Source organism: Haloterrigena gelatinilytica, from assembly GCF_013342145.1.
GTDB lineage: Archaea > Halobacteriota > Halobacteria > Halobacteriales > Natrialbaceae > Haloterrigena > Haloterrigena gelatinilytica.
Genome location: NZ_JABUQZ010000001.1, coordinates 1,106,962 through 1,131,202, shown reverse-complemented (window position 1 = coordinate 1,131,202; position 24,241 = coordinate 1,106,962). Strand labels below are relative to the sequence as shown.

General features: G+C 66.9%; 24 protein-coding genes, 1 tRNA gene and 1 pseudogene. 20 read left to right on the top strand and 6 right to left on the bottom strand.

Features of this window, described 5'->3' with window-relative positions; genetic code table 11:
* Positions 1-34: 34 nt before the first annotated feature.
* Positions 35-619, bottom strand: a complete 585-nt coding sequence (locus tag HTZ84_RS05760; protein WP_174679800.1) for an Rrf2 family transcriptional regulator — start codon at positions 617-619, stop codon at positions 35-37.
* Between the two features lie 210 nt (positions 620-829).
* Between HTZ84_RS05760 and HTZ84_RS05755 the strand changes: the two genes are divergently transcribed.
* The 3 genes from HTZ84_RS05755 to HTZ84_RS05745 all read left to right on the top strand — a co-directional run bounded on the left by HTZ84_RS05755 (position 830) and on the right by HTZ84_RS05745 (position 2,643).
* Entirely contained in the window at positions 830-1,663 is an 834-nt protein-coding gene (locus HTZ84_RS05755; RefSeq protein WP_174679799.1) for a UbiA family prenyltransferase, read from the top strand.
* A gap of 79 nt (positions 1,664-1,742) precedes the next feature.
* On the top strand, positions 1,743-2,054 hold the full coding sequence (locus HTZ84_RS05750) for a DUF4242 domain-containing protein (protein ID WP_174679798.1): 312 nt from the start codon (positions 1,743-1,745) through the stop codon (positions 2,052-2,054).
* Between the two features lie 211 nt (positions 2,055-2,265).
* Entirely contained in the window at positions 2,266-2,643 is a 378-nt protein-coding gene (locus HTZ84_RS05745; protein ID WP_309138855.1) for a hypothetical protein, read from the top strand.
* A gap of 135 nt (positions 2,644-2,778) precedes the next feature.
* Here the strand turns inward: HTZ84_RS05745 and HTZ84_RS05740 are convergent, their stop codons facing one another.
* The gene (locus HTZ84_RS05740) at positions 2,779-3,006 is read right to left on the bottom strand and encodes a DUF5795 family protein (RefSeq protein WP_174679797.1); all 228 of its coding nucleotides are present in this window, start codon (positions 3,004-3,006) and stop codon (positions 2,779-2,781) included.
* Between the two features lie 105 nt (positions 3,007-3,111).
* Here HTZ84_RS05740 and HTZ84_RS05735 point away from each other — a divergent pair.
* From HTZ84_RS05735 to HTZ84_RS05720, 4 genes are all read left to right on the top strand, one after another.
* Positions 3,112-3,194 (top strand) — tRNA-Leu (locus HTZ84_RS05735).
* Between the two features lie 170 nt (positions 3,195-3,364).
* Positions 3,365-3,775 carry a universal stress protein gene (locus tag HTZ84_RS05730; RefSeq protein WP_174679796.1) on the top strand — a complete coding sequence of 137 codons (411 nt, stop codon included), beginning with the start codon at positions 3,365-3,367 and terminating at the stop codon, positions 3,773-3,775.
* Positions 3,776-3,975: 200 nt separating this feature from the next.
* A complete protein-coding gene (locus HTZ84_RS05725; RefSeq protein WP_174679795.1) occupies positions 3,976-5,325 on the top strand; it encodes a ribonuclease J in 1,350 nt (449 codons plus the stop codon).
* A 257-nt stretch (positions 5,326-5,582) separates the two neighbouring features.
* The gene (locus HTZ84_RS05720) at positions 5,583-5,795 is read left to right on the top strand and encodes a dodecin family protein (protein WP_174679794.1); all 213 of its coding nucleotides are present in this window, start codon (positions 5,583-5,585) and stop codon (positions 5,793-5,795) included.
* Between the two features lie 136 nt (positions 5,796-5,931).
* Here HTZ84_RS05720 and HTZ84_RS05715 read toward each other — a convergent pair.
* Positions 5,932-6,891: pseudogene (locus HTZ84_RS05715) on the bottom strand (formate/nitrite transporter family protein); the annotation flags it as partial.
* A 180-nt stretch (positions 6,892-7,071) separates the two neighbouring features.
* Here HTZ84_RS05715 and HTZ84_RS05710 point away from each other — a divergent pair.
* From HTZ84_RS05710 to HTZ84_RS05700, 3 genes are all read left to right on the top strand, one after another.
* Positions 7,072-7,884 (top strand): inositol monophosphatase family protein, encoded by an 813-nt coding sequence (locus HTZ84_RS05710; RefSeq protein ID WP_174679792.1) that lies wholly within the window; start codon positions 7,072-7,074, stop codon positions 7,882-7,884.
* Positions 7,885-7,960: 76 nt separating this feature from the next.
* Positions 7,961-9,085 (top strand): DUF63 family protein, encoded by a 1,125-nt coding sequence (locus HTZ84_RS05705; protein WP_174679791.1) that lies wholly within the window; start codon positions 7,961-7,963, stop codon positions 9,083-9,085.
* Between the two features lie 86 nt (positions 9,086-9,171).
* Positions 9,172-10,116 carry a glycoside hydrolase family 43 protein gene (locus HTZ84_RS05700; RefSeq protein ID WP_174679790.1) on the top strand — a complete coding sequence of 315 codons (945 nt, stop codon included), beginning with the start codon at positions 9,172-9,174 and terminating at the stop codon, positions 10,114-10,116.
* A 22-nt stretch (positions 10,117-10,138) separates the two neighbouring features.
* Here HTZ84_RS05700 and HTZ84_RS05695 read toward each other — a convergent pair whose 3' ends face one another.
* Positions 10,139-11,677, bottom strand: coding sequence for a TrkH family potassium uptake protein (locus HTZ84_RS05695; protein WP_174679789.1), 1,539 nt, complete (start codon positions 11,675-11,677; stop codon positions 10,139-10,141).
* A 199-nt stretch (positions 11,678-11,876) separates the two neighbouring features.
* Between HTZ84_RS05695 and HTZ84_RS05690 the strand changes: the two genes are divergently transcribed.
* Positions 11,877-12,092 carry a hypothetical protein gene (locus HTZ84_RS05690; protein WP_174679788.1) on the top strand — a complete coding sequence of 72 codons (216 nt, stop codon included), beginning with the start codon at positions 11,877-11,879 and terminating at the stop codon, positions 12,090-12,092.
* Positions 12,093-12,322: 230 nt separating this feature from the next.
* Here HTZ84_RS05690 and HTZ84_RS05685 read toward each other — a convergent pair whose 3' ends face one another.
* Positions 12,323-13,066, bottom strand: coding sequence for an Lrp/AsnC family transcriptional regulator (locus HTZ84_RS05685; protein ID WP_174679787.1), 744 nt, complete (start codon positions 13,064-13,066; stop codon positions 12,323-12,325).
* A gap of 298 nt (positions 13,067-13,364) precedes the next feature.
* Here HTZ84_RS05685 and HTZ84_RS05680 point away from each other — a divergent pair, with 298 nt between their 5' ends.
* The 5 genes from HTZ84_RS05680 (at position 13,365) to HTZ84_RS05660 (ending at position 18,635) form a co-directional block, all read left to right on the top strand.
* On the top strand, positions 13,365-14,036 hold the full coding sequence (locus tag HTZ84_RS05680; protein WP_174679786.1) for a potassium channel family protein: 672 nt from the start codon (positions 13,365-13,367) through the stop codon (positions 14,034-14,036).
* Complete coding sequence (locus HTZ84_RS05675; RefSeq protein WP_174679785.1) at positions 14,033-15,580, top strand: TrkH family potassium uptake protein; 1,548 nt, start codon at positions 14,033-14,035, stop codon at positions 15,578-15,580. Before HTZ84_RS05680 ends, HTZ84_RS05675 begins: the two co-directional genes overlap by 4 nt.
* 389 nt (positions 15,581-15,969) lie before the next feature.
* Positions 15,970-16,407 carry a universal stress protein gene (locus HTZ84_RS05670; protein WP_174679784.1) on the top strand — a complete coding sequence of 146 codons (438 nt, stop codon included), beginning with the start codon at positions 15,970-15,972 and terminating at the stop codon, positions 16,405-16,407.
* A gap of 12 nt (positions 16,408-16,419) precedes the next feature.
* A complete protein-coding gene (locus HTZ84_RS05665; RefSeq protein WP_174679783.1) occupies positions 16,420-17,091 on the top strand; it encodes a potassium channel family protein in 672 nt (223 codons plus the stop codon).
* Positions 17,088-18,635, top strand: coding sequence for a TrkH family potassium uptake protein (locus tag HTZ84_RS05660; RefSeq protein ID WP_174679782.1), 1,548 nt, complete (start codon positions 17,088-17,090; stop codon positions 18,633-18,635). Before HTZ84_RS05665 ends, HTZ84_RS05660 begins: the two co-directional genes overlap by 4 nt.
* 1 nt (position 18,636) lies before the next feature.
* On the opposite strand, the gene trkA is transcribed toward HTZ84_RS05660, so the two are convergent.
* Complete coding sequence (gene trkA / locus HTZ84_RS05655; RefSeq protein WP_174679781.1) at positions 18,637-19,971, bottom strand: Trk system potassium transporter TrkA; 1,335 nt, start codon at positions 19,969-19,971, stop codon at positions 18,637-18,639.
* A gap of 227 nt (positions 19,972-20,198) precedes the next feature.
* On the opposite strand from trkA, the gene HTZ84_RS05650 reads away from it, so the two are divergent.
* The 4 genes from HTZ84_RS05650 to HTZ84_RS05635 all read left to right on the top strand — a co-directional run bounded on the left by HTZ84_RS05650 (position 20,199) and on the right by HTZ84_RS05635 (position 24,224).
* Positions 20,199-21,107: an NOP5/NOP56 family protein gene (locus HTZ84_RS05650; RefSeq protein ID WP_174679780.1), complete on the top strand. Its 909-nt coding sequence runs from the start codon at positions 20,199-20,201 to the stop codon at positions 21,105-21,107.
* Entirely contained in the window at positions 21,100-21,735 is a 636-nt protein-coding gene (locus HTZ84_RS05645; RefSeq protein ID WP_174679779.1) for a fibrillarin-like rRNA/tRNA 2'-O-methyltransferase, read from the top strand. Before HTZ84_RS05650 ends, HTZ84_RS05645 begins: the two co-directional genes overlap by 8 nt.
* Positions 21,736-21,797: 62 nt before the next feature.
* Positions 21,798-22,520: a hypothetical protein gene (locus HTZ84_RS05640; protein ID WP_309138854.1), complete on the top strand. Its 723-nt coding sequence runs from the start codon at positions 21,798-21,800 to the stop codon at positions 22,518-22,520.
* Positions 22,521-22,631: 111 nt separating this feature from the next.
* Entirely contained in the window at positions 22,632-24,224 is a 1,593-nt protein-coding gene (locus tag HTZ84_RS05635) for a fatty acid--CoA ligase (protein WP_174679778.1), read from the top strand.
* Positions 24,225-24,241 lie beyond the last annotated feature (17 nt).

The following is a 24,241-nucleotide window of genomic DNA, read 5'->3' as shown; positions in this document are numbered from 1 at the left end:
TTTCCTCCCTCGAGTACCCGATTTTGTAATTCGATCAATCGTCGGCGGCCGTGGACTCGTCGACCGGGGAAGCGCTGCGATTCCGGCCGTTTTCGTTCGCGTCCGCCCCCGGCGTCTCCAGCCGCGCGACGTCGACGATCAACACGTTATCGGTCGGCTGGATGGCGTCGATCACGCCCGCCAGCAGTAGTTCCGTTCCGGGGGAGATCCCGACCGCGATCGTGTCGCCCTCGTCGAACTCCTGGAGGGACTGCTGAAATTGGAGGTGCGCCCGGCACAGGTCCGGGTGATGGACGTTCGTAAAGCGGACCTCGTCGACGACCGCGTTGACGCGGTCGAAGTCGCGGGCCAGCACGCTCGGTTCGGGATCCTCGTCCGGCTGTCGACCGAGCACCGAGTACGCGATATCGGTCGGCCGGTAGCCGCCTTTCGGCCCCCTGACTCCCTCGACCAGATTCAGCTCTCGAAGGTGACCCATCTGTCGGCGGACGCTCTCGGTTTCGAGTCCGAGCTCCGCCGCGACGGTTTTCGCCCGAACGGGAGACTCGTCCGACTGATACTCGTTGACCAGCGCAGTCACCGCCCGCCGCTGCGCCGTCGTCAACGTAATCTCTGCCATACCGGGAGTAGTCAACGCCGCTACTTATCCCTGCGGGTGTACCGGGATACCGAGCGAAACGCCCGTCTCGAGTCGTCCCGATCGACCCCCTCTCGAGGGTCGTTCGGTCCGTGCCAACACAGCATTCAAGCGTCTTCCATCCCACGTTCTCCCACGGTCGTGGCCGAACTCGTGAGCAACTCGATCGCATCGCACCGAACCCGACGCTGGATGTCGTCGCTCGAGTCGGTCCTCCGGCTGCTCGTCCACAGCAACCTCTTCATCTCGCTGTCGACGACCAGCGTCGTCGTCACGACGATCCTGCTCGCGAATCTGCCCCTCGAGCCGCTCCCCCTCTTTATCGTCTTCGCGGCCACGCTGTTCGTCTACACCGTCAACCGGTTCACCGACCTCGAGGAGGACGAGGAAAACGTCCCGGAGCGGGCCTCGTTTACGAAACGGTACGGCCGACTGCTGCTCGCCGCGGGCGTCGGCCTGTACGTCGCCGCCATCGGCGTCGCCCTCGCCCTCGGCCTCCCCGGTGCGATCTACCTCTTCCTCCCGCCGATCGTCATCTTGCTCTACTCGGTCGGCGGGATCAAGCAGGTCTTCCTCGTGAAGAACCTGTTCGTCGGGTTCGCCTGGGGCATCGTCCCGCTGGGCGTCGGCTACTACTACGGCCGGCTCTGGACGCTCGAGATCCTCGCGTTCGCGGTGTATCTGACCGCGATGATCACCGTCGCGGCCGCCATCTTCGACATCAAGGACATCGAGGGCGACCGACAGGAGGGGATCGCGACCGTTCCGAATCGGTTCGGGACGGCCGCGACCCGTCGGTACTCCCAGGCCGCGAACCTCGCGATCGCCGCGGCCGTCGTCGCCGTCGTCGCCGGGAGCGACCTCCCCCTCGAGTTCCTCTCCCTGCTCGCGATGAACGGCTACGTCGCCTGTTACATCCCCTTCGCGACGCCCGACCGCGGCCCGCTGTACTACGGGTTCGTCGTCGACGGCGAGCACGTCTTTCTGGCGGCCGTCGTGGTGGGACTCGACTGGCTGATCTGGTAAGCGGTGGCCCGGCCGCTAGCGCGGACCGGCTCCTCCGGGTTTATGACCCGTCATGGTGTATGATAACACTTGAAACACCATGTCCGAACACGATCGCGAGCAAGAGCTGGAGGACTTCCTCATCCTCCGCGAGCTGGACGAACCGATCACCGAGGCTGAACTGGAGGCGGCCGGCGAGCAATCCGGAGAGGCACTGTCGACCCTCCGGGACGAGGGCGTCGGCATCCGATGGGTCGAATCCGAAGTCCTGACCACCGAGGACGGCGACGTCACCGGCACGTTCTGTCACTACCGAGCCGAGAGCGAGGATGCCATCCGCGAACACGCCGATCGAGCCGGGCTGCCGGCGACGCGCATCGATCGGCGCGGGGAGCCGCTCGAGGGCGAATAGTTCGCGCACCGATCGCGGGAGAACCGTCGGTGACGCGTCCACACCGACCGTCGTCTTCTTCGTCCGGTACAGGGATCGAAACGCGGTTTAGCACGGGAAGACACTTCCCAGAGGTGGGGAAAAGAAACCGTATGGCGAACACTCCGTCACCGGCGTCTCTCGTCGCGACGATCGTCGCGGCGGTCCTGGGGGTCGTTGGAGTGTGGCTCCCGTGGGTTCGGAAGCGTCCGGTCGGCTACAGGGACGGGCGGTCTACACCACAGAATACGTGTCGGGTATGGAGACCGGCCTCCGCGGTATCGACCCGGCCGTCATTGTACTCGTCGTGGCCGTCGTCGGCGTCGCCGTACTAGCCCGATTCCGACCCTGGCGACCGGATATCGCACTCGTCGGTGCCGGCGGACTGTTACTCTGGGTGTTCGGCGACATCTTTCACAGCTACTGGTCGGTCGAACGGTATGCAGTCGGGTCGGGATTGTACCTGCTGCTCGCCAGCGGGTCCCTATTCGTTCTCGTCGGCGCCGGTGGCGTTCTCAAATGTCGCCTCGGATCCGGGACGGATCACGGCCGCGACGCGCGAGTCGGGTAATCCGAGCACCCGGCTGTCGAACTGATACACGCATTCTCAGAGGCGTTCTGTAGAAGCAAATCGTGCTACTCGCTACTGCTCGCCGATCGAAAACGCGGTCGCTGCTCGAGCCGCCTGCGACCGACGACGGACCGCTCAGTCCCGGTCTGCCTCGCTCCAGTCGCAGTCCTGGCACTTCCAGCCGGTGACGAGCTCGGTGACCGACGGCATGTAGGTCACCTCGAGGACGTTGCCGCCGCAGTCCGGACAGTCCCGGTCGGCCTCCTCGATGGAGTCGACCTCCATGACGGAGTCGCCCTCGACCATCTCGGCCAGTTTCTCGGCCGTAACCATTCGCCCCTGAACGACGCGGTTCTCGCTCACGGTCGGCGCTACCGGGTGCGGGACCCTAAGCGTTTTCAACGCCGGTCGCGCTCCGCGTACGAATCGGACAATTTAACCCGAAGAGGCGAGAATCCGCCACTGCGTGCGAGGGTAGCCAAGCGGCCAACGGCGGCGGACTCAAGATCCGCTCGTGTAGACGTTCAAGGGTTCGATTCCCTTCCCTCGCATCGCATGCGGTGCGAAAGCACCGGTAAAGATGCGGAAGATCAACACGGAGCGATCTTCCCTCGCAAACTTCTCCGTGCCGCTCGAACCGACCAGTCGGAGCTCTGACTGCAGTAATTCGTCCGACGCGCTCCTGCGGAATAGCTATGCCTATTGATACCGTAGATCACCCATGAACGACCGCGTTCTCGTCCCGTTCGACGGATCGGCGCCCGCCCGTCACGCGCTGGAACACGCGCTCGAGAACTTTCCGGACGCGGAGATCACGGTGCTGACGGTCATCGACGAGGTCGGGCGCGAGTCGGAGTACGCGGAGGCCGAAGAGACGGGGCAACTGTTCGCGAGCGCGAAGCGGCGGCTGGAAACCGCCGACGCGATCGCCGAGGAGTGTGGCGGTTCGATCCGCCGCGTCGCCGATATCGGCCCGACCTGCGAGACGATCACCGAGTACGCGGAGGCCGCGGACGTCGATCACGTCGTTATCGGGACCCACGGCCGAACGGGGATCGCCAGAATCGTCGTCGGGAGCGTCGCCGAAACCGTCGTTCGGCAGAGCCCGTCGCCCGTCACGGCCGTCAAGTAGCGGTTCGACGCTCGGCCTCGAGCGAACCGCGGGTATATACGTCCGAGGGTCGACTGTACGGACGACCGAAAGACGCGCTGTCTTTCACACACTGCGTCGGGAGCGGGAACGAACGCGTCGTTCGCGCCCGCCGACGGAGTCGCACGGCAGTCGAGTTCGACTACCGCATCTGTGACAGGCCGCTATGATCGGCGTTTCCTATGGAAATCGAAATCGCAACAATCGGCGGCTACGAGGAAGTCGGACGGCAGATGACCGCCGTCCGCGCGGGAACCGACATCGTCATCTTCGACATGGGGCTGAACCTGTCGAAGGTGCTGATCCACGACAACCTCCGCACGGAGGGGATGCACAGCCTGGACCTGATCGACATGGGGGCGATCCCCGACGATCGGATCATGAGCGACCTCGAGGGCGACGTGAAAGCGATCGTCCCGACCCACGGCCACTTGGACCACATCGGCGCCATCTCGAAGCTGGCCCACCGGTACGACGCGCCGGTGGTCGCGACGCCGTTCACGATCGAACTCGTCAAGGGCGAACTCGCGGACGAGCAGAAGTTCGACAGCGGGAACGACCTCGTGAAGATGGACGCCGGCGAGACGATGTCGATCGGCGACTCCGGAAAGATCGAACTCGAGTTCGTCAACGTCACCCACTCGATCATCGACGCGATCAACCCCGTCCTCCACACCCCGGAGGGCGCGATCGTCTACGGGCTCGACAAGCGGATGGACCACACGCCCGTCATCGGCGATCCGATCGACATGAAGCGGTTCCGCGAGATCGGTCGCGAAGGCGAGGGCGTCCTCTGTTACATCGAGGACTGCACCAACGCTAACAAGAAGGGCCGCACCCAGTCCGAGCGGGTCGCCCGGGAACACCTCCGGGACGTCCTCTACAGCGTCGAAGACTACGACGGCGGCATCGTCGCCACCACCTTCTCGAGTCACATCGCCCGCGTGAAGAGCTTAGTCGAGTTCGCGAAGGACATCGGCCGCCAGCCCGTCCTGCTGGGCCGCTCGATGGAACAGTACTCGGGCACCGCCGAACGGATGGGCTTCGCCGAGTTCCCGGACGACCTCGGCATGTTCGGGCACCGAAACTCCGTCGACCGCACGTTCGAGCGCATCATGAACGAGGGGAAGGAAGATTACCTGCCCGTCGTCACCGGCCACCAGGGCGAACCCCGCGCGATGCTCACTCGGATGGGCCGCGGCGAGACGCCCTACGAACTGGACGACGGCGACAAGGTCGTCTTCTCGGCCGGAATCATTCCGGAGCCGACCAACGAGGGCCAGCGCTACCAGGCCGAGAAACTGCTCGGCATGCAGGGCGCGCGGATCTACTCCGACATCCACGTCTCGGGTCACCTCCGCCAGGAGGGCCACTACGAGATGCTCGACGCCCTCCAGCCCCAGCACGTCATCCCGGCTCACCAGAACATGAAGGGCTTCTCGGGGTACGTCGACCTCGCCTCGAACCAGGGATACACGCTCGGACGCGATCTCCACGTCACGTGTAACGGAAACCTCATCCAGCTCGTCTGATCGGGGCCGCCGCGCCCTCGATCGCGAGACGTTCTCGAATCGCGTCTCGGTACCTCCCGCTCGAGCGACGCGGAGTCGTCCGCTCGGACGAGCCGCTGCAGCGACCCCCTCCATCGCGGATGTAAACGCCGGGTTCTACCGGCCGTCGGTCGGTACGACGACGGTTTGTCTTCGCAATTACACGACTCGAGAGCGTCGTCTCCGTCGGTCGGACGGGCCGTATCATTTACCAGTTGGTGGCGTCAATCGGGACGGCAATGGGTGAGCGAGCCGAAATCGTCGAGCTGGTCGGGAGCTCGACCGAATCGTGGGAGGACGCCGTACAGAACGCGATGGACGCCGCCGACGGAACGATCGAACACGTCAGCGGGGTCGAGATCGACTCGGAGCCGACCGAGACCGATCGCGAGGGGGAGACCGAACGGTACGTGGTCACGCTCGAGGCCTCGTTCGACCCGGAGGAGAGCTGAAGGCGTCGTCGGCCGGTCGCTCGGCGTCGCCGCGTTCCGTGCGCCGCCGTCTCGTTTTCGATCGCTTCGAAGCGCGGAAACCGGTTCGGACCGACCGCGGGCGGGCCCGCGACCGCGTTCAATCGTCCCGCGGCGGCGGCGAGTAATCGCCGCGGGCGAACCTGCCGAAGCAGAGTTCGCGGAACGTGAGCACGTAGTTCTGCTCCTGGTACTCGCGTTCGACCGCCTGGAAGTAGTTGACGACCGTTACGAGCAACACGCCGCCGATGGTGTTTCCGAGGAGCACGGGGAGGGCGAAGTCGATCGCGCCGGTCGCGAGCGCCAGCTCGCCGCGGAAGGCGAGAAACAGCACTTCGGTCGCCGAGACCACGCCGTGGTAGAGGTTCCCGACCGGGATCGCGAGGAAGGCGACGTACACCAGCACCAGCCGCGCGGTCGTGTCCTGGGACGCGTAGTCGAGCCAGACGACGCCCGCGACGAGCAGGCCGGCGAACGCCCCCTTGAAGAACAGGCTCCACCACGCCGTTTCGACCCCCTGTTCGGCGATCCCGACCGCGGTGGACATGACGGACGGGGAGAAGACCCCCGTGTTCGCCAGCACGTACGCGCCCAGTGCGCCGCCGAGCAGGTTGCCGAACAGCACGATCGTCCAGACGGTCAGCAGCGCCGGCACGCTCGCCAGTCGCTCGAGGACGAGCGCGACCGGCGGCAGCGTGTTCTCGGTGAACAGCTGGTAGTCGCCGATGATGATGTAGACGAAGCCCAGCGGATAGAGGAGCGCGCCGACGATCGGCGCGCCGCCGGTCCCGTCGGTCAGCGACGCGTAGAGCATGAACGTCAGCGTGATCGCGAAGCCCGCCGCCAGCGCGCTGAAGAACAGCTCCCGGATCCCGGTCGTGATCTCGTCGTCGGCCGCGGCGACGATCCGGTGGAAGATCTCGTCCGCCGAGAACCGGTCGCGGACGACGGCCCCGGCGGCCGGAACCCCGCGCGAGGACTGCTCGACGGCCTCTCGGATCGTCTCGTCGTCGAGTGCCTCCTGCGCTTCCGGCTCGTCTCGTCCCCGCTTCTCGCGGGACCGCTCATCGGCGCTCATGGTGGCGAGTACGCGATGGGCCGAATAAAGCTGTCGTCACACGAGTGAAATGAACAGTCCTGTCCATCGAGAGCGTCGAACTCGAGTCGGTCGGCGAGACCGCGCGCTCGCCGCGGCGCCGGCGGTTCGAGCCGGACCCAAAGGGCAACGCCTTTTGACGCCGTCGCCCCGACGAACACCATGAGCAAACACGATGGGGACGCCGGGCGCGCGAGCGTCGCGGTCCACGCCGCCCGCGCCGGGGCGGACGTCGCCGCGGGCTCCTTTCGCGGCGAGCTCGAGGTCGACCGGAAGGACGGCAAGACCGACGTCGTCACGCAGGCCGACCGCGAGGCTCAACGGCGCGTGATCGACGTGATCGAGGCCTCGTACCCGGACGATCCGATCGTCGGCGAGGAGGACGACGCGCTGAAGGCGGTCCCCGAGGCGGGGCCGGCCTGGATCGTCGACCCCATCGACGGGACGAACAACTACGTCAACGGGATCCGCGCGTTCGGAACGGCCGTCGCGGCGGTCCGTGACGGCGATCCCATCGGTGCGGCCACCGTCTGTCCCGCCTTGGGAGACACCTACCGCGTCGGGCCGACGGAGGCCGTTCGCAACGGCGAGCCGCTCTCGGTCAGCGACTGCGCCGACCCCGAGGCCGCGACCGTCTGTCCCACCTACTGGTGGAACTTCGACCAGCGCGACCAGTACGCCGCGGCGGTCCGCGGCCTCACCGACCGCTTCGGCGACGTTCGTCGCTTCGGCTGCGCCCAGCTCGAGCTCGCGATGGTCGCGTCGGGCGCCCTCGAGGGGACGATCACGAACCTGCGGGCCAACCCGTGGGACACCGTCGCGGGCGTCGCGCTGATCCGGGCGGCCGGCGGGACCGTGACGGACCTCGAGGGGAACCGCTGGCGCCACGACAGCGAGGGGCTGGTCGCCTCGAACGGAGCGCTCCACGACGAACTCCGCGCCGCCGCGCGGACGATCGACGACGGCGGCGACTGACGGCGGTCGGGATCCGTCGGGCGTCCGGTGCAAAAAAATCGGAAACGGTAAGCGGCCCCCGTACAGCTACTCTCGCATGGACGAGTTCATCGAACGGTACGGGGCCGAGCGAATCTGGGCCGCGACCGTCGTTCTCCTCGCCGTCAGCGTGGCGCTCGCCGCCTCCCTCTTCTATCAGTCCGTCTACGTCGAGCTGATCTGGCAGTACTACTGGGGACCGGTGGTCGCCGACGCCCACGGCTGGAGCTGCATCGCCTGGGCCGACGGCCAGCAAATACACTGCAGCAACGCCGGCGCCAACGCCGGTCCGACCGCCGAGCCCGGCTACACGTTCGTCTCCTATGCGGGCTACATCCCGACGCTCGTCCTGATGGCGATCGGGGTCCTCTTCCTGGTTCGCCGCCTCGAGATCGAGCGCTACCGCGCGGGCTTCTTCGCGCTGTTCCCGTTCATGCTCTTCGGCGGCGCCCTGCGGGTCGTCGAGGACACGAGCGTCGCCGCCTACCGGGAGACGGGCGAACTCATGATGGGGCTGCCGTGGATCGGCTTCCTGATCAGCCCGCTGATCTATTTCACCGTCGCCCTCCTCACGGTGCTCGCCGTCGTCGTGGCGGTCTGGCTCGACCGGACCGACCGCGTCTCGGGCTACGAGTACCCGCTCGCGGCGATCGGGACGGCCTACTTGACGCTCACGCTCGCCTATCTGGGGTACGCGTCGACCCAGCCCTACGCGGACTTCCATCCGCTGCTCCTGGTGACGACGCTCGTCGGCGCGACCCTCGCCACAGCTGTCACCTGGCTCCTCATCGGGCGGTTCGCCCCCGAGATCAACCGGGGAACGGAGTACATGGGAGTGGTCGTCATCTGGGCGCACGCGGTCGACGGCGTCGCGAACGTCATCGGCCTCGACTGGGCGACCGCCTTCGGCCTCGAGCACAACCTCACGCCGAAACATCCCATCAACGGGGCGATCGTGGACATCACCGGCTCGGTGTTGCCTCCCAACGTCGTCGACGCGATCGGCGCCGCCTGGCCGTTCCTGCTCGTCAAACTCGTCGCCGCCACGTTCGTCGTCTGGGTCTTCAACGAGGAGATCTTCGACGAACAGCCCCGCTTCGCCATCCTGATGCTGATCACCGTCGTCGCCGTCGGCCTCGGTCCCGGGACGCGGGACATGCTCCGGGCGACGTTCGGAGTCTAGGCGCCGCGGCGGCGACTCGACCCCTTCCTCGACGAGCGACGAAACGGAAACAGCTACGGCACCACCTGACAACCGTTCGAATAGTGATGCAGGCCTACTTGTTCGTTCACTTCAGGGAGAAGCGGACGCCGGACGGTGAGCAGGTGTACTTCGGGATCAGCGAGGACGGGTTCCGCTGGGAGGCGGTAAACGGCGGCGATCCCGTCCTCTGGAGTTACGAGGGCGATAAGGGGGTCAGGGACTGCACGATCACCAGAACGACCGACGGGCGGTTCGTGATCATGGGGACGGACCTCAGCCTGGCCTACGGGATGCCCAATCAGTACGACGACTCGTGGGAGGAGATAACGCGCAACGGGAGTACCTCGCTGGTGATGTGGGAATCCGAAAATCTGGTCGACTGGTCCGAACAGCGGATGGTCGAACTCGGCGACGAGTCGTTCGGCTGCCTCTGGGCGCCGGATATCACGTACGACAGCGAGAACGACGAGTACGTCGTTCACTGGTCGTCGGCCCACCGCAGCGACGATTTCGAGGAGAAGGCGATCTACTACGCGCGGACCGAGTCGTTCGAGGAGTTCTCGGAGCCGGAACTGCAGTACCGAAAGCCGGACAGCGGCGTCATCGACTCCGCGATGTACGAGGAGAACGGATCGTACTACTGTTTCCTGAAAAGCGAAGCGAACCCCGCCGGAATCATCCTGTTGAAGGCCCAGCGTCCGACCGGACCGTTCACTCGAGTGACGGCGTTCGATCGCACCATGGAGGGACTGGAGGGCGAGCGGTACGAGGCGCCGACCGCCGTGAAACTCGAGGACGGCCGGTGGTGTCTGTTCGTCGATTACTTCGGCGGTAGCCCCGAGACGCAGGGTTACGTTCCGTTCGTAGCCGAGTCGCTGGAGGACGAGTTCGTGCGCGCCGACGACGAGTTCTCGTTTCCCTACGGGTTCAAACACGGCACGGTGCTGCCGATCACGGGAGAGGAGTACGACCGCCTGAAGGCCTACGAGAAGGATCCGTCGGAGCGGTAGGCGACGCGCCCGACGATCACTGTCACCGCCGCCAGAACGCGCCGGTGAAGAGGACGAGCGCCGGGATGATCTCGAGGCGACCGATCCACATCAGGAAGATCATCACGAGCTTCGAGGAGTCGGGGAACTCGCGGTAACTGCCGAAGGGGCCGAGTTCGCCGAAGCCCGGTCCGATGTTCCCGATCGTCGCGATGCTGGCGCTGATCGCGTCGATCGGCTCGAGCGAGACCGCGCCGCGGGTCGAGTCGACGGCGATGAACACCGTCGCGACGACGAAGATGAACAGGTACAGCAGAGTGAAGCCGAGGACCCCGCGGATGACGTCCTCGTCGACGACGTAGCCGCCGAGTCGGATCGGTTTGACGGCCTCGGGGTGGGCGGCGGTAAACAGCTCCCGGCGGGCGACCTTCAGGACGACCAGCCAGCGGATGACCTTGACGCCGCCGCCGGTCGAGCCGGCGCAGCCGCCGATGAACATCGCGACGAGGAGGACGGTCTGGGCGACCGGTCCCCACTCCGCGAAGTCGCTCGTCGCGTACCCCGTCGAGTTCAACAACGAGACGGTCTGGAAGGCCGCGTGGCGCAGGGCGCTCTCGCCGTACCCCTCCGTCGTGCCGCCGAGTTCGCCCAGCGGCGGGGCGCTGCCGCTGTAGAGCAACGCGGCGACGATCGCGGTCACGACGGCGATCGCACCCGCGTAGGCTCGAAACTCGGTGTTCTGGAAGAGCCGCCTGGGCTCGCCGTCTAACACGTACCAGAACAGCGCGAAGTTGGTGCCGGCGATCGCCATGAAGGGGATGACGAGCCACTGCACGGCGGCGGAGAACGCGGCGATGCTGTTCGCCTCGGGCGAGAACCCGCCGGTCGGGAGCGTCGTGAAACCGTGGGCGACCGCGTTGTAGAAGTCCATGTTCGGCGCCATCCCCGCCAGATGGAGGCCGTACAGCAGGGCGATGTAGACGATCGTGAACCCGAAGTAGACGAGCCAGAGGATGCGGGCCGTCTCGGCGATCTTCGGCGTCAGCTTCTGGAGCTCCGGCCCCGGCGCCTCCGAGCGGATCAGCTGCGCGCCGTTGACCGCCAGCTCCGGCAGGATCGCGATCATCAACACGATGATCCCCATCCCGCCGAGCCACTGGGTCAGCTGACGCCACATCATGAGGGCGTGGGAGTGTTGCTCGACGGAAATCTCGGCCATCACGGTCGCCCCGGTCGTCGTGAACCCGGACATCGACTCGAACAGCGCGTTCACCGGATGTCTGAGCGCCGAATCGGTCCCGTAGCCGGCGATGACGTACGGGATCGCTCCGACGACCGCGACGGCCAGCCACGAGAGCGCGACCAGCAACAGCGCCTCTCGCGGCTGCAGATCGGGATCGGGCTCGAGTCGCTCGAGGCCGAACCCGATCGCGACGGTGATCGCGATCGTCGCCGCGAACACGAGGAAGTGTTCCCCGTAGATGACGGCGACGACGACCGGCACGAACAGCGTGAGGGCGAGATACTTGAGAACGGTTCCAGTCAGCGCGACGCTCGCCCGCCAATCGACACGTATATTCATACTCTCAGGCCTGGCTCCGCTCGAGCCGGAATCGTGGTCGTGGGAACTCGACGTCGGTACATAATTCCACTGAAGTGGGTTCGATCGCGGAGACCGACGGCGCCGCCGGACGTCGCTGATCGACGCCGCGATCGGGACCCGAGCCGCCGACCATGTCAACCGACCATCTATATGCGCGCGTCGCGTAGGTTCACTCGGCATGGCTCGACTTCCAAGCGTCCGGCACCCGGCCTCGTTCTTCGACGTCTTTACCGTCACCGCCGTGTCGATCGTCGTCGTCGCCGCGGTGCTGACGGTCTGGCACGGGACGTTCGTCCGCACCGAGATGGCCGTCTTCACCGTGCTCGTCTTCGGCTGGGTCGCCTGGGCGATCAACCGGATCCTCGAGGAATCGGTCCGCAGTTCCCAGCGGTGACGCAACTCGAGACGGGACCGATCGGAGGGGAGCCGCTACGGTCGCTCGAGTCCGGTTACCTCGTTCCGAGCAGATCCGTGACGCGGGCTGATCCGAAGTAGGCTGACCCGAAGTAACCGGACTCGCGCGCTGTTTTACGGGAACAAACAGCCCTCGTACTGCAGGAGTTCGAGCGGAACGATACGTGGCTACCGGCGCTGCTCGACGGCGAAGCGTTCGCTCCGTTCCCGTTAGCGGCGATCGGTTTCGAACGCGTCGAGCGTGGAGTCGGTGAACTCGCCTCGAGAGAGGACGGTCAGGATGTCGCCGGCCCGGATCTCGCTTTCCCCCGTCGGCGTCAGCACGGCGTCGTCGCGTTCGATCGAAACGACGAGCACGCCGTCCTCGAGGACGTCCTCCGCCCCGGCGCGTTCCAGGGTCATGCCGGCGATCGGCGCGTCGTCGTCGACGGTCAGTTCGACGACCTCGTTGCCGCCGGTGAGGCTGACGTAGTCCGAGAACTGCTGATGGGTCTCGGCCGGGCCGAAGGGCTGGTAGGACTGAAACTGGTCCGTTCGGAGCATCTTCTCGTCGTCGATCTCGAGGCCCAGCGCCGCGAGCTCCCGGCCGACGTCGTTGATCGCGTCGACGTCGTCGCCGACGGCGAGGACGTGGAGGTTCTCCCGGCCGGCGACGAACTCCCGAACGTTGACGACGCCGGCGATCGTCCGCGACTGCTGGGCGAGGCGCGTGCGCTCTTCGACGGGCGCCGTCGCCACGTACAGCGTCGTGAGCATGCCGTCGGCGGCGTCGAAGTCCACGTTCGCGTGATAGCCGCTGATGATGCCGGCGTCCTCGAGCTGATTGATCCGGTTTCGAATCGTCGCCGGCGAGACGCCCACCTCCTCGGCGATCATCGGGGCGGACGTGTTCCGCGCGTCGTCCATCAGCGCGTGGATGATCCGTTTGTTCACATCGTCGAGACGAACGCTCATACCCCCGACTACGGCCACGGGACTGAAGGCTCCTGCTTTTTGATCGCCGCCCGGACACTACCGGTGACGCGACTGCGCTTCGGCCGAGTCGGGAGGGAGCGCTATCGAGGGGGACCGTCCGGCTCCCGATCGTCGGCGTCCCCGTGGTGACCGTAAACACTGGACGGGTGAGGGACGAGCAGCTCGAGTCGGCCGGATTCTCTTCGGAACTGAGTCGGACAGACTATAACCGAGAACGAACAAGCTGTTGTCATACTCTCGAATCGCGTCACGAACGATTCCCCGAGGGATACTGAAGATGTATATCGTCATCATCGGCGCCGGAAGCATCGGCTCGAATCTGATCGATCTCGCGGTCCGCGACGGCAACGACGTCGTCGTCATCGAGACCGACGAACAGCGAGCGAACGACGTGGCCTCGACGTACGACTGTCTCGTGCTCAACGCCGACGCGACCACCCACGACACGCTTCGGGACGCGGACATCGATAGGGCAGACGCGGTCATCTCGACGACGGACATCGACGCGGTCAACATCATGGTGATGTTGCTCGCCCAGGAACACGACGTGCCGAACCTCGTCAGCGTCGTCCACGACCCGGAGAACCTGCCCGTCTTCGAGAAAATCGGCGTCAACTTGATCGAGAACCCCCAGCGGCTGATCGCCGACTACCTCTATCACTCCGTGCGGTATCCCGACGTCAGCGACTTCATCGACCTCGACGACGAGACCGAACTCGTCGAACTCACCGTCACCGAGGACGCCCCGATGGCCGGCCAACTGCTCTCGACGGCGAAGGAAGGCGGCGCGCTCCCCGAGGGCTGTCTCGTCGTCGCCCTCCAGCGGAACGGTGAGATCCGAGCCCCGCGGGGCGAGACGACGATCAAAGCCGGCGACAAGGTGACGGTGTTCACCGACGACGTCACGCTGGCCGACGCGGTCGCGGCGTTCACCGGCGACCATCCATGAGAGTCCGGTATTCGGCGGTGGGGCGAGACCTCGGCCGAATCGTGCAGGTCGTCTCGCTGATGTTGCTCGTCTCGATCCCGGTCGCGCTCGTCCACGGGGAGTTCTACGCGATCCCCGCCTTCGCCGGCTCCGCCCTCCTGATGGGCGGAATCGGTCTCGGTCTCGCGCGGCGATACCAGGACGTGTCCGACACCGGTCGACTCGAGGCGATGGTCACGGCCGCGGCCGCGTGGGGGACCGTCGGCGTGTTCGGCGGCCTCCCGTTCCTGCTGATCGCGTGGACGATCGCGATCGATCCGTATCCGGCGTGGGCGAACACGCCGGCGATGACCGACACGGTCGCCGTCTTTCGCCGTCCGCTCCACGGGATCTTCGAGAGCATCAGCGGCTTCACCAGCACCGGGCTGACGATGGCCGCGGTCGAGGAGGACCTGCCGCGGTCGCTGCACTGGTGGCGCTCCTTTACCGAGTGGATCGGCGGCGTCGGCGTCATCGTGCTCACCGTCGCTATCCTCGCTCGGCCGGGCAGCGGGTCGCTCACCCTCTACAAGAGCGAGGCCCGGTCGGAGAAGATCCACCCGAGCATCGTCTCGACGGTGACGGAAATCTGGAAGATCTACCTCGGATTCACGCTCGCCGGTATCGTCCTGTTCCTCGCCGCCGGGATGCCGGCGTGGGACGCGATCAATCACTCGATGACGGCCATCGCGACCGGCGGGTTCTCCGTCCACGCCGACTCGATCGGCCATTACGGCAGCCCGCTCATCGAGTACGCGGTCATCCCGATGATGGTCGCGGGCAGCATCGCGTTCCCCATCCACTACCTGCTGCTCAAGGGGGAACTCGAGAACTTCTACACCGACATCCAGACCCGCTGGGTGTTCCTCTGGTTCGGAATCGGCTCGATCGCACTGCTGGCGCTGCTCTCGGTCGGCAACCAGTACGAAACGCTCGAGGAGACGTTCCGGATCGCGCTGTTCCAGTTCGTCTCCGCGACGTCCAACGCCGGTTTCGGCACGGCGACGATCGGCGGCGGCACCGAGCGCGTCTGGACGGCCGGCCCGACGCTGCTGCTCTGTCTCGGGATGCTGACCGGCGCCGCGGCGGGGTCGACGGTCGGCGGCCTCAAACTCGTCCGCGTCATCACGCTGATCAAGGGGACGATCTGGCAGATCCGGAGCGTCTTCGTGCCGGCCAGCGCGATTCGACGGCTCCGAATCGGCGATCGCAGTCTCGATCAGTCCCAGGCCCAGCGCGAGTACACGGAGGCGACCGTCGTCTTCGTCCTCTGGCTCGCCGGCCTCGCCGTCGGCATCGCGGTCTTCCTCTGGACGCTGCCGCCCGAGTACCCCCTCGAGTACGTCGTCTTCGACGTGATGAGCGCCCAGAGCACGGTCGGCCTGGACGCGGGGATCACCGGGCCGGAGATGCCGACGGCCGCGAAGACGGTGCTGATCTTCAACATGTGGATCGGCCGCCTCGAGATCATCCCCGTCGCCGTGTTGCTGGGTGCGCTCTTCCAGAAGCTCGACCTCTATCGGTGAGCGTCACCCGGTTGTCTTCGAGCCGATCCGGCCGATCATGCCGGCGGCCGTTCGCCCTCGATTCTGGCGCGGTGGCCCTGTTACCGGTCGCTCAGCTACTGCGTCGTGTGCATCCTAATCGGTCGGTTCGGAGAACTCGATCGCCCTGGACGTTCACACATCCGGCGAGCCGTGAGTCCGCCGGTCGCGCCCAGTGAAGCGAGGGACACGAGGTCACGACCCGCCAGAACACCCATCGTAATTCCAGTTCTTAACCCCGATACGGAATGAGTAAATGTAATGGGTTTATATTACTGAATCAGTAACGGAGGCAGTGATGCAACGATGTCGACAGCCAGGTCGGGACCGCGGCGCCGCGAGCGCCCGGTCCGACCGGCGGAGGTGACCCGATGACCGATTCGATCACGACGCACACGGTCGTCCCGATCGCGACCGAGGACGACGCGCGGGCGACGTGCGACGCGCTCGAGGACGCCGTCGAGGAGATCGAGACGCTCACCGTCGTCCACGTCATCGAAAAGACGGAGGGCTACCCGGACAAGGCACCGTTCGAGGCGCGCCGCGAGCAAGCGGAGCGGATCTTTTCCATCGTCGAGGAGCGGTTCCCCGACGGGCCGGCGATCCGGCGCGAGCTCAGGTACGGGACCGACGTCGTCGACGAAGTCGTGGCCGCTGCCGCGGACGTCGACGCGACGGCCATCGGGTTTCGGCCCCGGCCCGGCGGTCGCCTCCGCCGACTGCTGTCGGGATCCGATTCGTATAGACTGATCACCGAGAGCGAACGTCCGGTCGTCGTCTTCTCGCGACTGGGCTCGCAGACGACCTAGGAGGATCCAACGATGTATATCGTCATTATCGGCGCCGGGAGTATCGGCTCGAACCTGATCGATCTCGCGGTCCGCGACGGCAACGACGTCGTCGTCATCGAGACCGACGAACAGCGAGCGAACGACGTGGCCTCGTCGTACGACTGTCTCGTACTCAACGCCGACGCGACCACCCACGACACGCTCCGGGACGCGGACATCGACCGCGCGGATGCAGTTATTTCGACGACGGACATCGACGCGGTCAACATCATGGTGATGTTGCTCGCCCAGGAACACGACGTGCCGAACCTCGTCAGCGTCGTCCACGACCCCGAAAACCTGCCCGTCTTCGAGAAAATCGGCGTCAACTTAATCGAGAACCCCCAGCGGTTGATCGCCGACTACCTCTACCACTCCGTGCGGTATCCGGGCGTCACCGACTTCATCGACCTCGACGACGAGACCGAACTCGTCGAACTCACCGTCACCGAGGACGCCCCGATGCACGACCAACTGCTCTCCTCGGCGAAAGAGTCCGGCGCGCTCCCCGAGGGCTGTCTCGTCGTCGCTCTCCAGCGCGACGGCGACATTCGCGCGCCTCGCGGCGGGACGACCGTCCGCGCCGGCGATCACGTGACCGTCTTCACCGACGACGCCACCTTGGACGCCGCCGTCCGGGCGTTTACCGGCGAGCAGCCATGAAGGCCCGCTACCCGGTAATCGGGCGGGACGTCGGCCGGATCCTCCAGGTGGTCTCACTGATGCTGCTGGTCTCGATCCCCATCGCCGCCGTCCACCGCGAGTTCTACGCGATCCCCGCGTTCCTCCTCTCGGCGGTCGTGATGGCCGGGCTCGGAGTCGCGCTCGCCCGTCGATACCGCGGCGCGGCCGACCCCGGAACGCTCGAGGCGATGATCACCGCGGCCGGTTCCTGGGCGGCGGTCGGCGTCCTCGGCGGCCTCCCGTTCCTGCTGATCGCGTGGACGATCGCGGTCGATCCGTACCCCGCGTGGGCGAACACGCCGCCGCTTGACGACACGACGGACATCTTCCTGAACCCGCTCGACGCGGTGTTCGAGAGCATGAGCGGCTTCACCGGGACGGGGCTGACCGTCGCCGCGGTCGAGGAGGAGTTACCGCGGTCGCTACACTGGTGGCGCTCCTTTACCGAGTGGATCGGCGGCGTCGGCGTCATCGTGCTCACCGTCGCCATCCTCGCCCGGCCGGGCAGCGGGTCGCTCACCCTCTACCAGAGCGAGGCCCGGTCGGAGAAGATCCACCCCAGCATCGTCAACACGGTCACGGAGATCTGGAAGATCTACCTCGGGCTGACGCTCGGGTCGATCGCGCTGTTCCTCCTCGTCGGCATGCCCCTGTGGGACGCGATCAACCACGCGATGACGGGGATCGCCACCGGCGGGTTCTCCGTCCACGCCGACTCGATCGGCCACTACGGCAGCCCGCTCATCGAGTACGCGGTCGTCCCGGTGATGGTCGCGGGCAGCATCGCGTTCCCCATCCACTACCTGATCTTTAGGGGCGAACTCGAGAACTTCTACAAAGACGTCCAGACGCGCTGGGTCTTCCTCTGGTTCGGGATCGGGTCGCTGGCCCTGACCGCGATCCTCTGGGCCAACGGACAGTACGAGACGTTCGAGGAGACGTTCCGGGTCTCGCTGTTCCAGTTCGTCTCCGCGACGTCGAACACCGGTTTCGGCACGGCGACGGTCGGCGAGGGCACGGAACCGGTCTGGTCGGCCGGGGCGACGTTCGTGACGTGTCTGGGAATGCTGACCGGCGCCGCAGCGGGGTCGACTGTCAGCGGTCTCAAACTCGTCCGCGTCGTCACGCTCGTCAAGGGGACGGCCTGGCAGATCGGCTCGGTCTTCGAGCCGGACAGCGCGATTCGTCGGCTCCGGATCGGCACACGGAGCCTCAGCGAGGACCAGTTCCAGCGGGAGTACACCGAAGCGGCCGTCGTCTTCCTGCTCTGGATCACCTTCCTCGCCGTCGGCGTGGCCGTCCTCCTGCGGACGCTCTCGCCGGCTCACCCCGTCGAGTACGTCATCTTCGACGTGATGAGCGCACAGAGCAACGTCGGGCTCGACTCGGGGATCACCGGTCCGGGAATGCCCGACACCGCGAAGGCGATGCTGATCATCAACATGTGGGTCGGCCGCCTCGAGATCATCCCCGTCGCCGTGTTGCTGAGCGCGGTCTTCCGGCGGATCGGGCTCTACCGCTGACTCACAGCGCGGCCGACACTTCGTCGAGGGCGGTCGCGTCGACGAACAACACGACGTGGTCGCCGGCGCGGGGAACCGTCGTCCCGCGGGGCGTGACGAGGTCGCCGCCGCGGGAGATCGCGCCGATGACGACGCAGTCGGGGAGCCCCTCCATCGACTCCGCGATCTCCCGGCCCACCAGGGCGCTGTCGTCGTCGAGTTCGACCTCGATGACCTCGGCGCGGTCGTGTTCTAACATCGCGATCTTCTCGGTCTGATCCGTCCGCGTAAAGCGGACGATCTCCTCGGCGGTCTCCTCTCGAGGGTTGATCGCGACGTCGATCCCGACGGCCTCGAAGAGGTCGGTGTACTCGGTGTTCTCGATGATCGCGACGGTCCGGTCGACGCCGACCCGTTGGGCCAGCAGCGAGACGAGCAGGTTCTTCTCGTCGCTGTCGAGGGCGGCGACCACGATGTCGGCCTCGTCGACGTGCTCGCGGGTGAGGAAGTCGGTGTCGGTCGCGTCGCTCTGCATGACGAACGTGTCCGGCAGCGCCTCGGCCATCTCGCGGGCGCGCTCCTGATCCCGCTCGATCAGCCGCGGCTCGAAGCCGTGGGCCTCGAACTCCCGGGCGGCCTGGAACCCGATCTCGCTGCCGCCGACGATGACCACGTCGTCGGTGCTCGAGGTCGTGTCCGGAACCATCGCCATGGCGAACTCCTTGACGGAACTGGGGCTCCCGATGACGACGATCCGGTCGCCGGCGCGGAACTCGGTGTCGCCGCGGGCGACGATCAGTTGCTCCTCCCGGAAGACGGCGGCGAACGTCATCGAGTCGTACCGGTCGGCTTCCTCGACGCGCTTGCCGACCAGCGGGCTCTCCGGGCCGATCTCGAACTCGGCCATCCTGACGAGGCCGCCGGCGAACGTCTCGACGTCCTGGGCCCGCGGGAAGCCGGAGATCCGGAAGATCGTCTGGGCGACCAGCAGGTCCGTACAGACCATGAAATCCACGCCGAAGGCGCCCCGGGATCCCTCCCACGTGTTCAGCAGCGTTCGCCGCCGGACGCGCGCGATAGTAAACGTCTCGCTGGCGGTCTTGGCGGTGCCACAGACGACGATGTTGGTCTCGTCGCTGTCGGTACAGGCGACGACCAGATCCGCCCGCTCGAGGCCGGCTTCCCGGAGCGTCTCGAGTTCCGTCCCGTCGCCCTGGACCGAGAGCACGTCGTACGAGTAGGTGATCTCGTCGGCGAGTTCGGGGTCGCGTTCGACCACCGCGACGTCGTGAGAGTCCGCTAAGTTCGCGGCGATCATCTGGCCGACCTGCCCCGCGCCGACGATCAGTACGTACATGGCTGGGACCTCCGTCGCTTGTACATCCTTCCCGGACGTTTTCGGGGCGGACCGATAGGCGTTTCGACGATCGGTCACCGCCCTGGAACGTCGTCAGCGCGGTCGAAACCGCTGCGCTCGGGGAATCGCGACGCGCCGTCTCCGCTCGCGTACTGCTCGGGCGCGCGTGCGGACCGGTCGGCGCCGTTCGAGAACGCATATACGACCGCGGCCTCCAAGGGAGAGACATGACTGACAGTGCCGGAGCGGACGACGGCTGGTTCGAGGCCCTCGCGTCCGACGGCCCCGAGGCGGCCGCGACGGCGGTTCGCGAGGGGTCCGCCGACGAGCCCCGCGACTGGCCCGCGCTCGCGGTCGAAGCGGGGGTCGTCGACGACGAGGACGACTACTACGACGTCCTGCGAACCGCGACGACGGCGGCGGCGAGGGCGGCGGTGACCGAGCGCGAGGCGGCCGACGACCGCCAGCTCGTCCACGCGGTGCGGGCGATGGACGACTGCACGCGGACCGCGAACGAACTCGCCGAACGGCTGGCCGAGTGGGCGGGGACCGTCGACCCCGACGCCGGCACGGGCGTCGGCTACGCCCGCGAACTGGCGAGCCGAGACGAAACGCCCGACGCCGCGCCGGACGCGCTCGTCTCGCTGGCCGAGCGCGTCGCCGGCCTCGCCGACGAGGCCGACGAGCTGCGCGAGTACGTCGAGCGGACGGCGCCGACGGTGGCGCCCAACCTCGCCGCGATGGCCGGCCCCGTCCTCGCGGCGCGGCTGCTCTCGCTGGCCGGCGGCCTCGAGAGCCTGGCCAAGAAACCCAGCGGCACGGTTCAGGTGCTCGGCGCCGAGGACGCGCTCTTCGCCCACCTGCGCGGGCACGCGCCCTCGCCTAAGCACGGGATCATCTACACGCACGACGCGGTCCGGGGCACCCACCCCGACGAGCGCGGCTCGGCGGCCCGCGCGGTGGCCGGGAAGCTCGCCATCGCCGCCCGCGTCGACCACTACTCGGGCGAGTCGAAGCCCGAACTCGAGGCCGAACTCGAGGAGCGCATCGAGACGATTCAGGCGCGGACGGACGACGGCGACGCCGACGAGGACGGTTCCGCTGCCGGCGCCGACGGAGGTGCCGACGATGAGTGAGTCCCTCCCGGACGGCGTCGAGCGCCGCGCGTTCGACGGAACCGAGCGACTCGCGACCGAGGGAGAACCCGTTTACGGCGAACCGACCGACGGCGAGTGGCGCGCGTGGAACCCGAACCGATCGAAGCTGGGTGCGATGCTCGAGTTGGGCATGGACACCGGCCTCGAGGGCGGCGAGACGGTGCTCTACCTCGGCGCGGCCAGCGGAACGACCGTGAGTCACGTCGCGGACTTCGCCGGCCCGACTTACGCCGTCGAGTTCGCCGCGCGACCGACGCGGGACCTGCTCGAGGCGGCGGAGAGCCGGCCGCGGCTCTTCCCGCTGCTCAAGGACGCCCGGAAGCCCGAAACGTACGCCCACGTCGTCGAGTCGAACGTGGACGTGCTCGTGCAGGACGTCGCGACCCGGGGACAGGCGCGGGTAGCTCTCGAGAACCGGCGCTTCCTGGCCGACGACGGGCGGTTGCTGCTGGCCGTGAAGGCCCGGAGCGAGGACGTCACGCGCGACCCCGACGACGTCTTCGCGGACGTGCGCGAGGAACTCGAGGAGGGGTACGAGATTTCGGAGACGCAACGGCTCGAGGACTATCACGCGGACCATCTCGGGATCATCGCGCGGCCGCGGTAGTCGGTGAAACGAGCGTGTGACCTTCGGGAAGGCTTATTCGGCAGACCGATTGAGTTTCTAACGTGAATCGACGAACGATCCTCGCGACGACGGGGAGTTCCGTCGGTTGCGGACTCGCCGGGTGTCTGGGATCGGACGCTCCGGCCGACTCGAGTGCGCCCGGTGACGACGGCGACGACCCGACCGACGACGGATCCACGGAGATTTCGGAGGGCGAACTCGAACGGTGCCACCTCGTCTCCGTCGACTACGAGTCGCTTCCGGACGCGATCCGAGCCGAGGTCGATGCCGTACTCGAGGACGGCCGCTACGAGTCCGACGCGCTCCTGTTCGACGACGCCGTCGATCCCGAGCGGTCGTTCCTCGTCGTCGACGACGCGCCCTACGATCCTCGCGTCGATGCGGACGGTGGGACGGCGACGCTCGAACTCGAGCCGGTCGACGTCGTCAGGCTACCCGAGCCCGCAGTTATCAGCGTCAGTAACGGAGCCGAACGCGACCACGACGTGCGCGTCGAGCTGACCGCGGACGACGGCGAGACCGTCGTCGACGAAACCGTTTCGCTCGAGCCGGGCGAAACGTGCGAACTCGAGGCGACCGACGCGTTCGGAAGCTACGAGCTGACGGCCCGAGCGCTGACGGGACACGAAGCGACGGACGAGTTCGGGTTTCGGATCGGCGACTCGCACTTCGACGGGGTGGTCGCGGTGAGCGACGACGGACTCTCGGCCACCCAGTCGGTCGCCGATACGCTCCCGTGTCCGTGGGACGTCCGGTACGGCTGAGGCCCGGCCGGTCGAGGGATCGACTCGATCGAGCGGTCTCGAGGCGGCTCGCCGCGGGCCGACCGGCCGTCAATAACGGCTATAAGGCCGTTCGTGGTACCGATTCGTGGTATGACACAGCACCCCACGATAGGCGATACCCTCGAGCAGACGGTCGACCGCTATCCCGACCGGGACGCGATCGTCTATCCGCGGAAGGACCAGCGGTGGACCTACGCCGAGTTCGACGAGCGCGTCGACCGGCTGGCGAACGCGATGCGCGACCTCGGGATCGAGAAGGGGGACAGGGTCGCGACGGTCCTGCACAACGGCTCGGAGATGGCGCTTATCGTCTACGCGTGCGCGAAGCTCGGCGCCGTCTTCACGCCGCTGAACTTCCGCCTGCCGTCGGGCGAGATCGAGTACATCGTCACCGACGCCGAAGCCGAGCTGGTCCTGTTCGAATCCGAGACGCGGGAGGCGGTCGAAGGGGCGCGACCGAGCCTCGAGACCGTCTCGGAGTACGTGTTCATCGACGACGACCGCGACGACCCGCCGGCGTACGCGCGGGGGTTCTACGACCTCCTCGAGTCGGGGACCGCCGAGCGGCCCGACGTGGCCGTCGAGGAGGACGACGTCTACGCGTTCATCTACACGTCGGGAACGACGGGCCGTCCGAAGGGCGTGGTCCACGAACACCGGAGCATGGTCGAGCACAATCTGCTGTGCATCGCGGAACTCGATCTCACCCGCGACGACGTCGGCCTCTCGATCATGCCGCTGTACCACTGCGCCGAACTCCACTGCAGCCTGTTCGCGCGGGTCCACCGCGGCGCGGCGAACGTCATCCACCACGAGTTCGACCCGGAAGCGGCCCTCGAGGCGATCGAAGACCACGGCGTCACGGTCCTCTTCGCGGCGCCGACCGCGTGGAACGCGCTGTCGCTGACCGCCGCCGAGGCCGACGTCGACGTCTCGTCGCTCCGGATCGGCCTCTACGGTGCGGCGCCGATGCCCGAACGGGTCCTCGAGAACTGCATGGACCACCTCTGCGAGGCGTACGTCCAGGCCTACGGGATGACCGAGCTCGGGCCGGCGGCGGTCTTCCAGCCGCCGGAGGACCAGATTCCGAAGCAGGGGTCGGCCGGCCTGCCCGCGCTCAACCACCGCGTCCGCGTGGTCGACCCCGACGCCGATCCGGACGCCGAGGTCGAGGCGGGCCAGATCGGCGAGATCCTGCTCTCGAGCCCGTGTACGATGCGCGAGTACTGGAACCGCCCCGAGGCGACCGCCGAATCGCTGCGCGAGGCCGACGGAACGACGTGGTACTACACCGGCGACCTGGGCTACCGCGACGACGACGGCTACCTCTACGTCGTCGACCGGAAGGACGACATGATCGTCTCGGGCGGCGAAAACGTCTACCCCGCGGAAGTGGAGGACGTGCTGTTCGCCCACGACGCCGTCGAGGAGGCGGCCGTCGTCGGCGAACCCGACGAGGAGTGGGGCGAACGGGTCGTCGCGTACGTCGTCGCCGACGGCGTCGACGCGGCCGCCCTCGACGAGTTCGTCCTCGAGAGCGATCGGCTCGCGGACTTCAAGCGGCCGCGGACGTACTACTTCGTCGACGAACTCCCGAAGAACCCGAGCGGCAAGATCCAGAAGTTCAAACTCCGGGAGGACGAGGCGGACGTCGATCCCGAAGCCGAGCGCGTCGCGTCCTGATCGGTGCTCGACGGCGA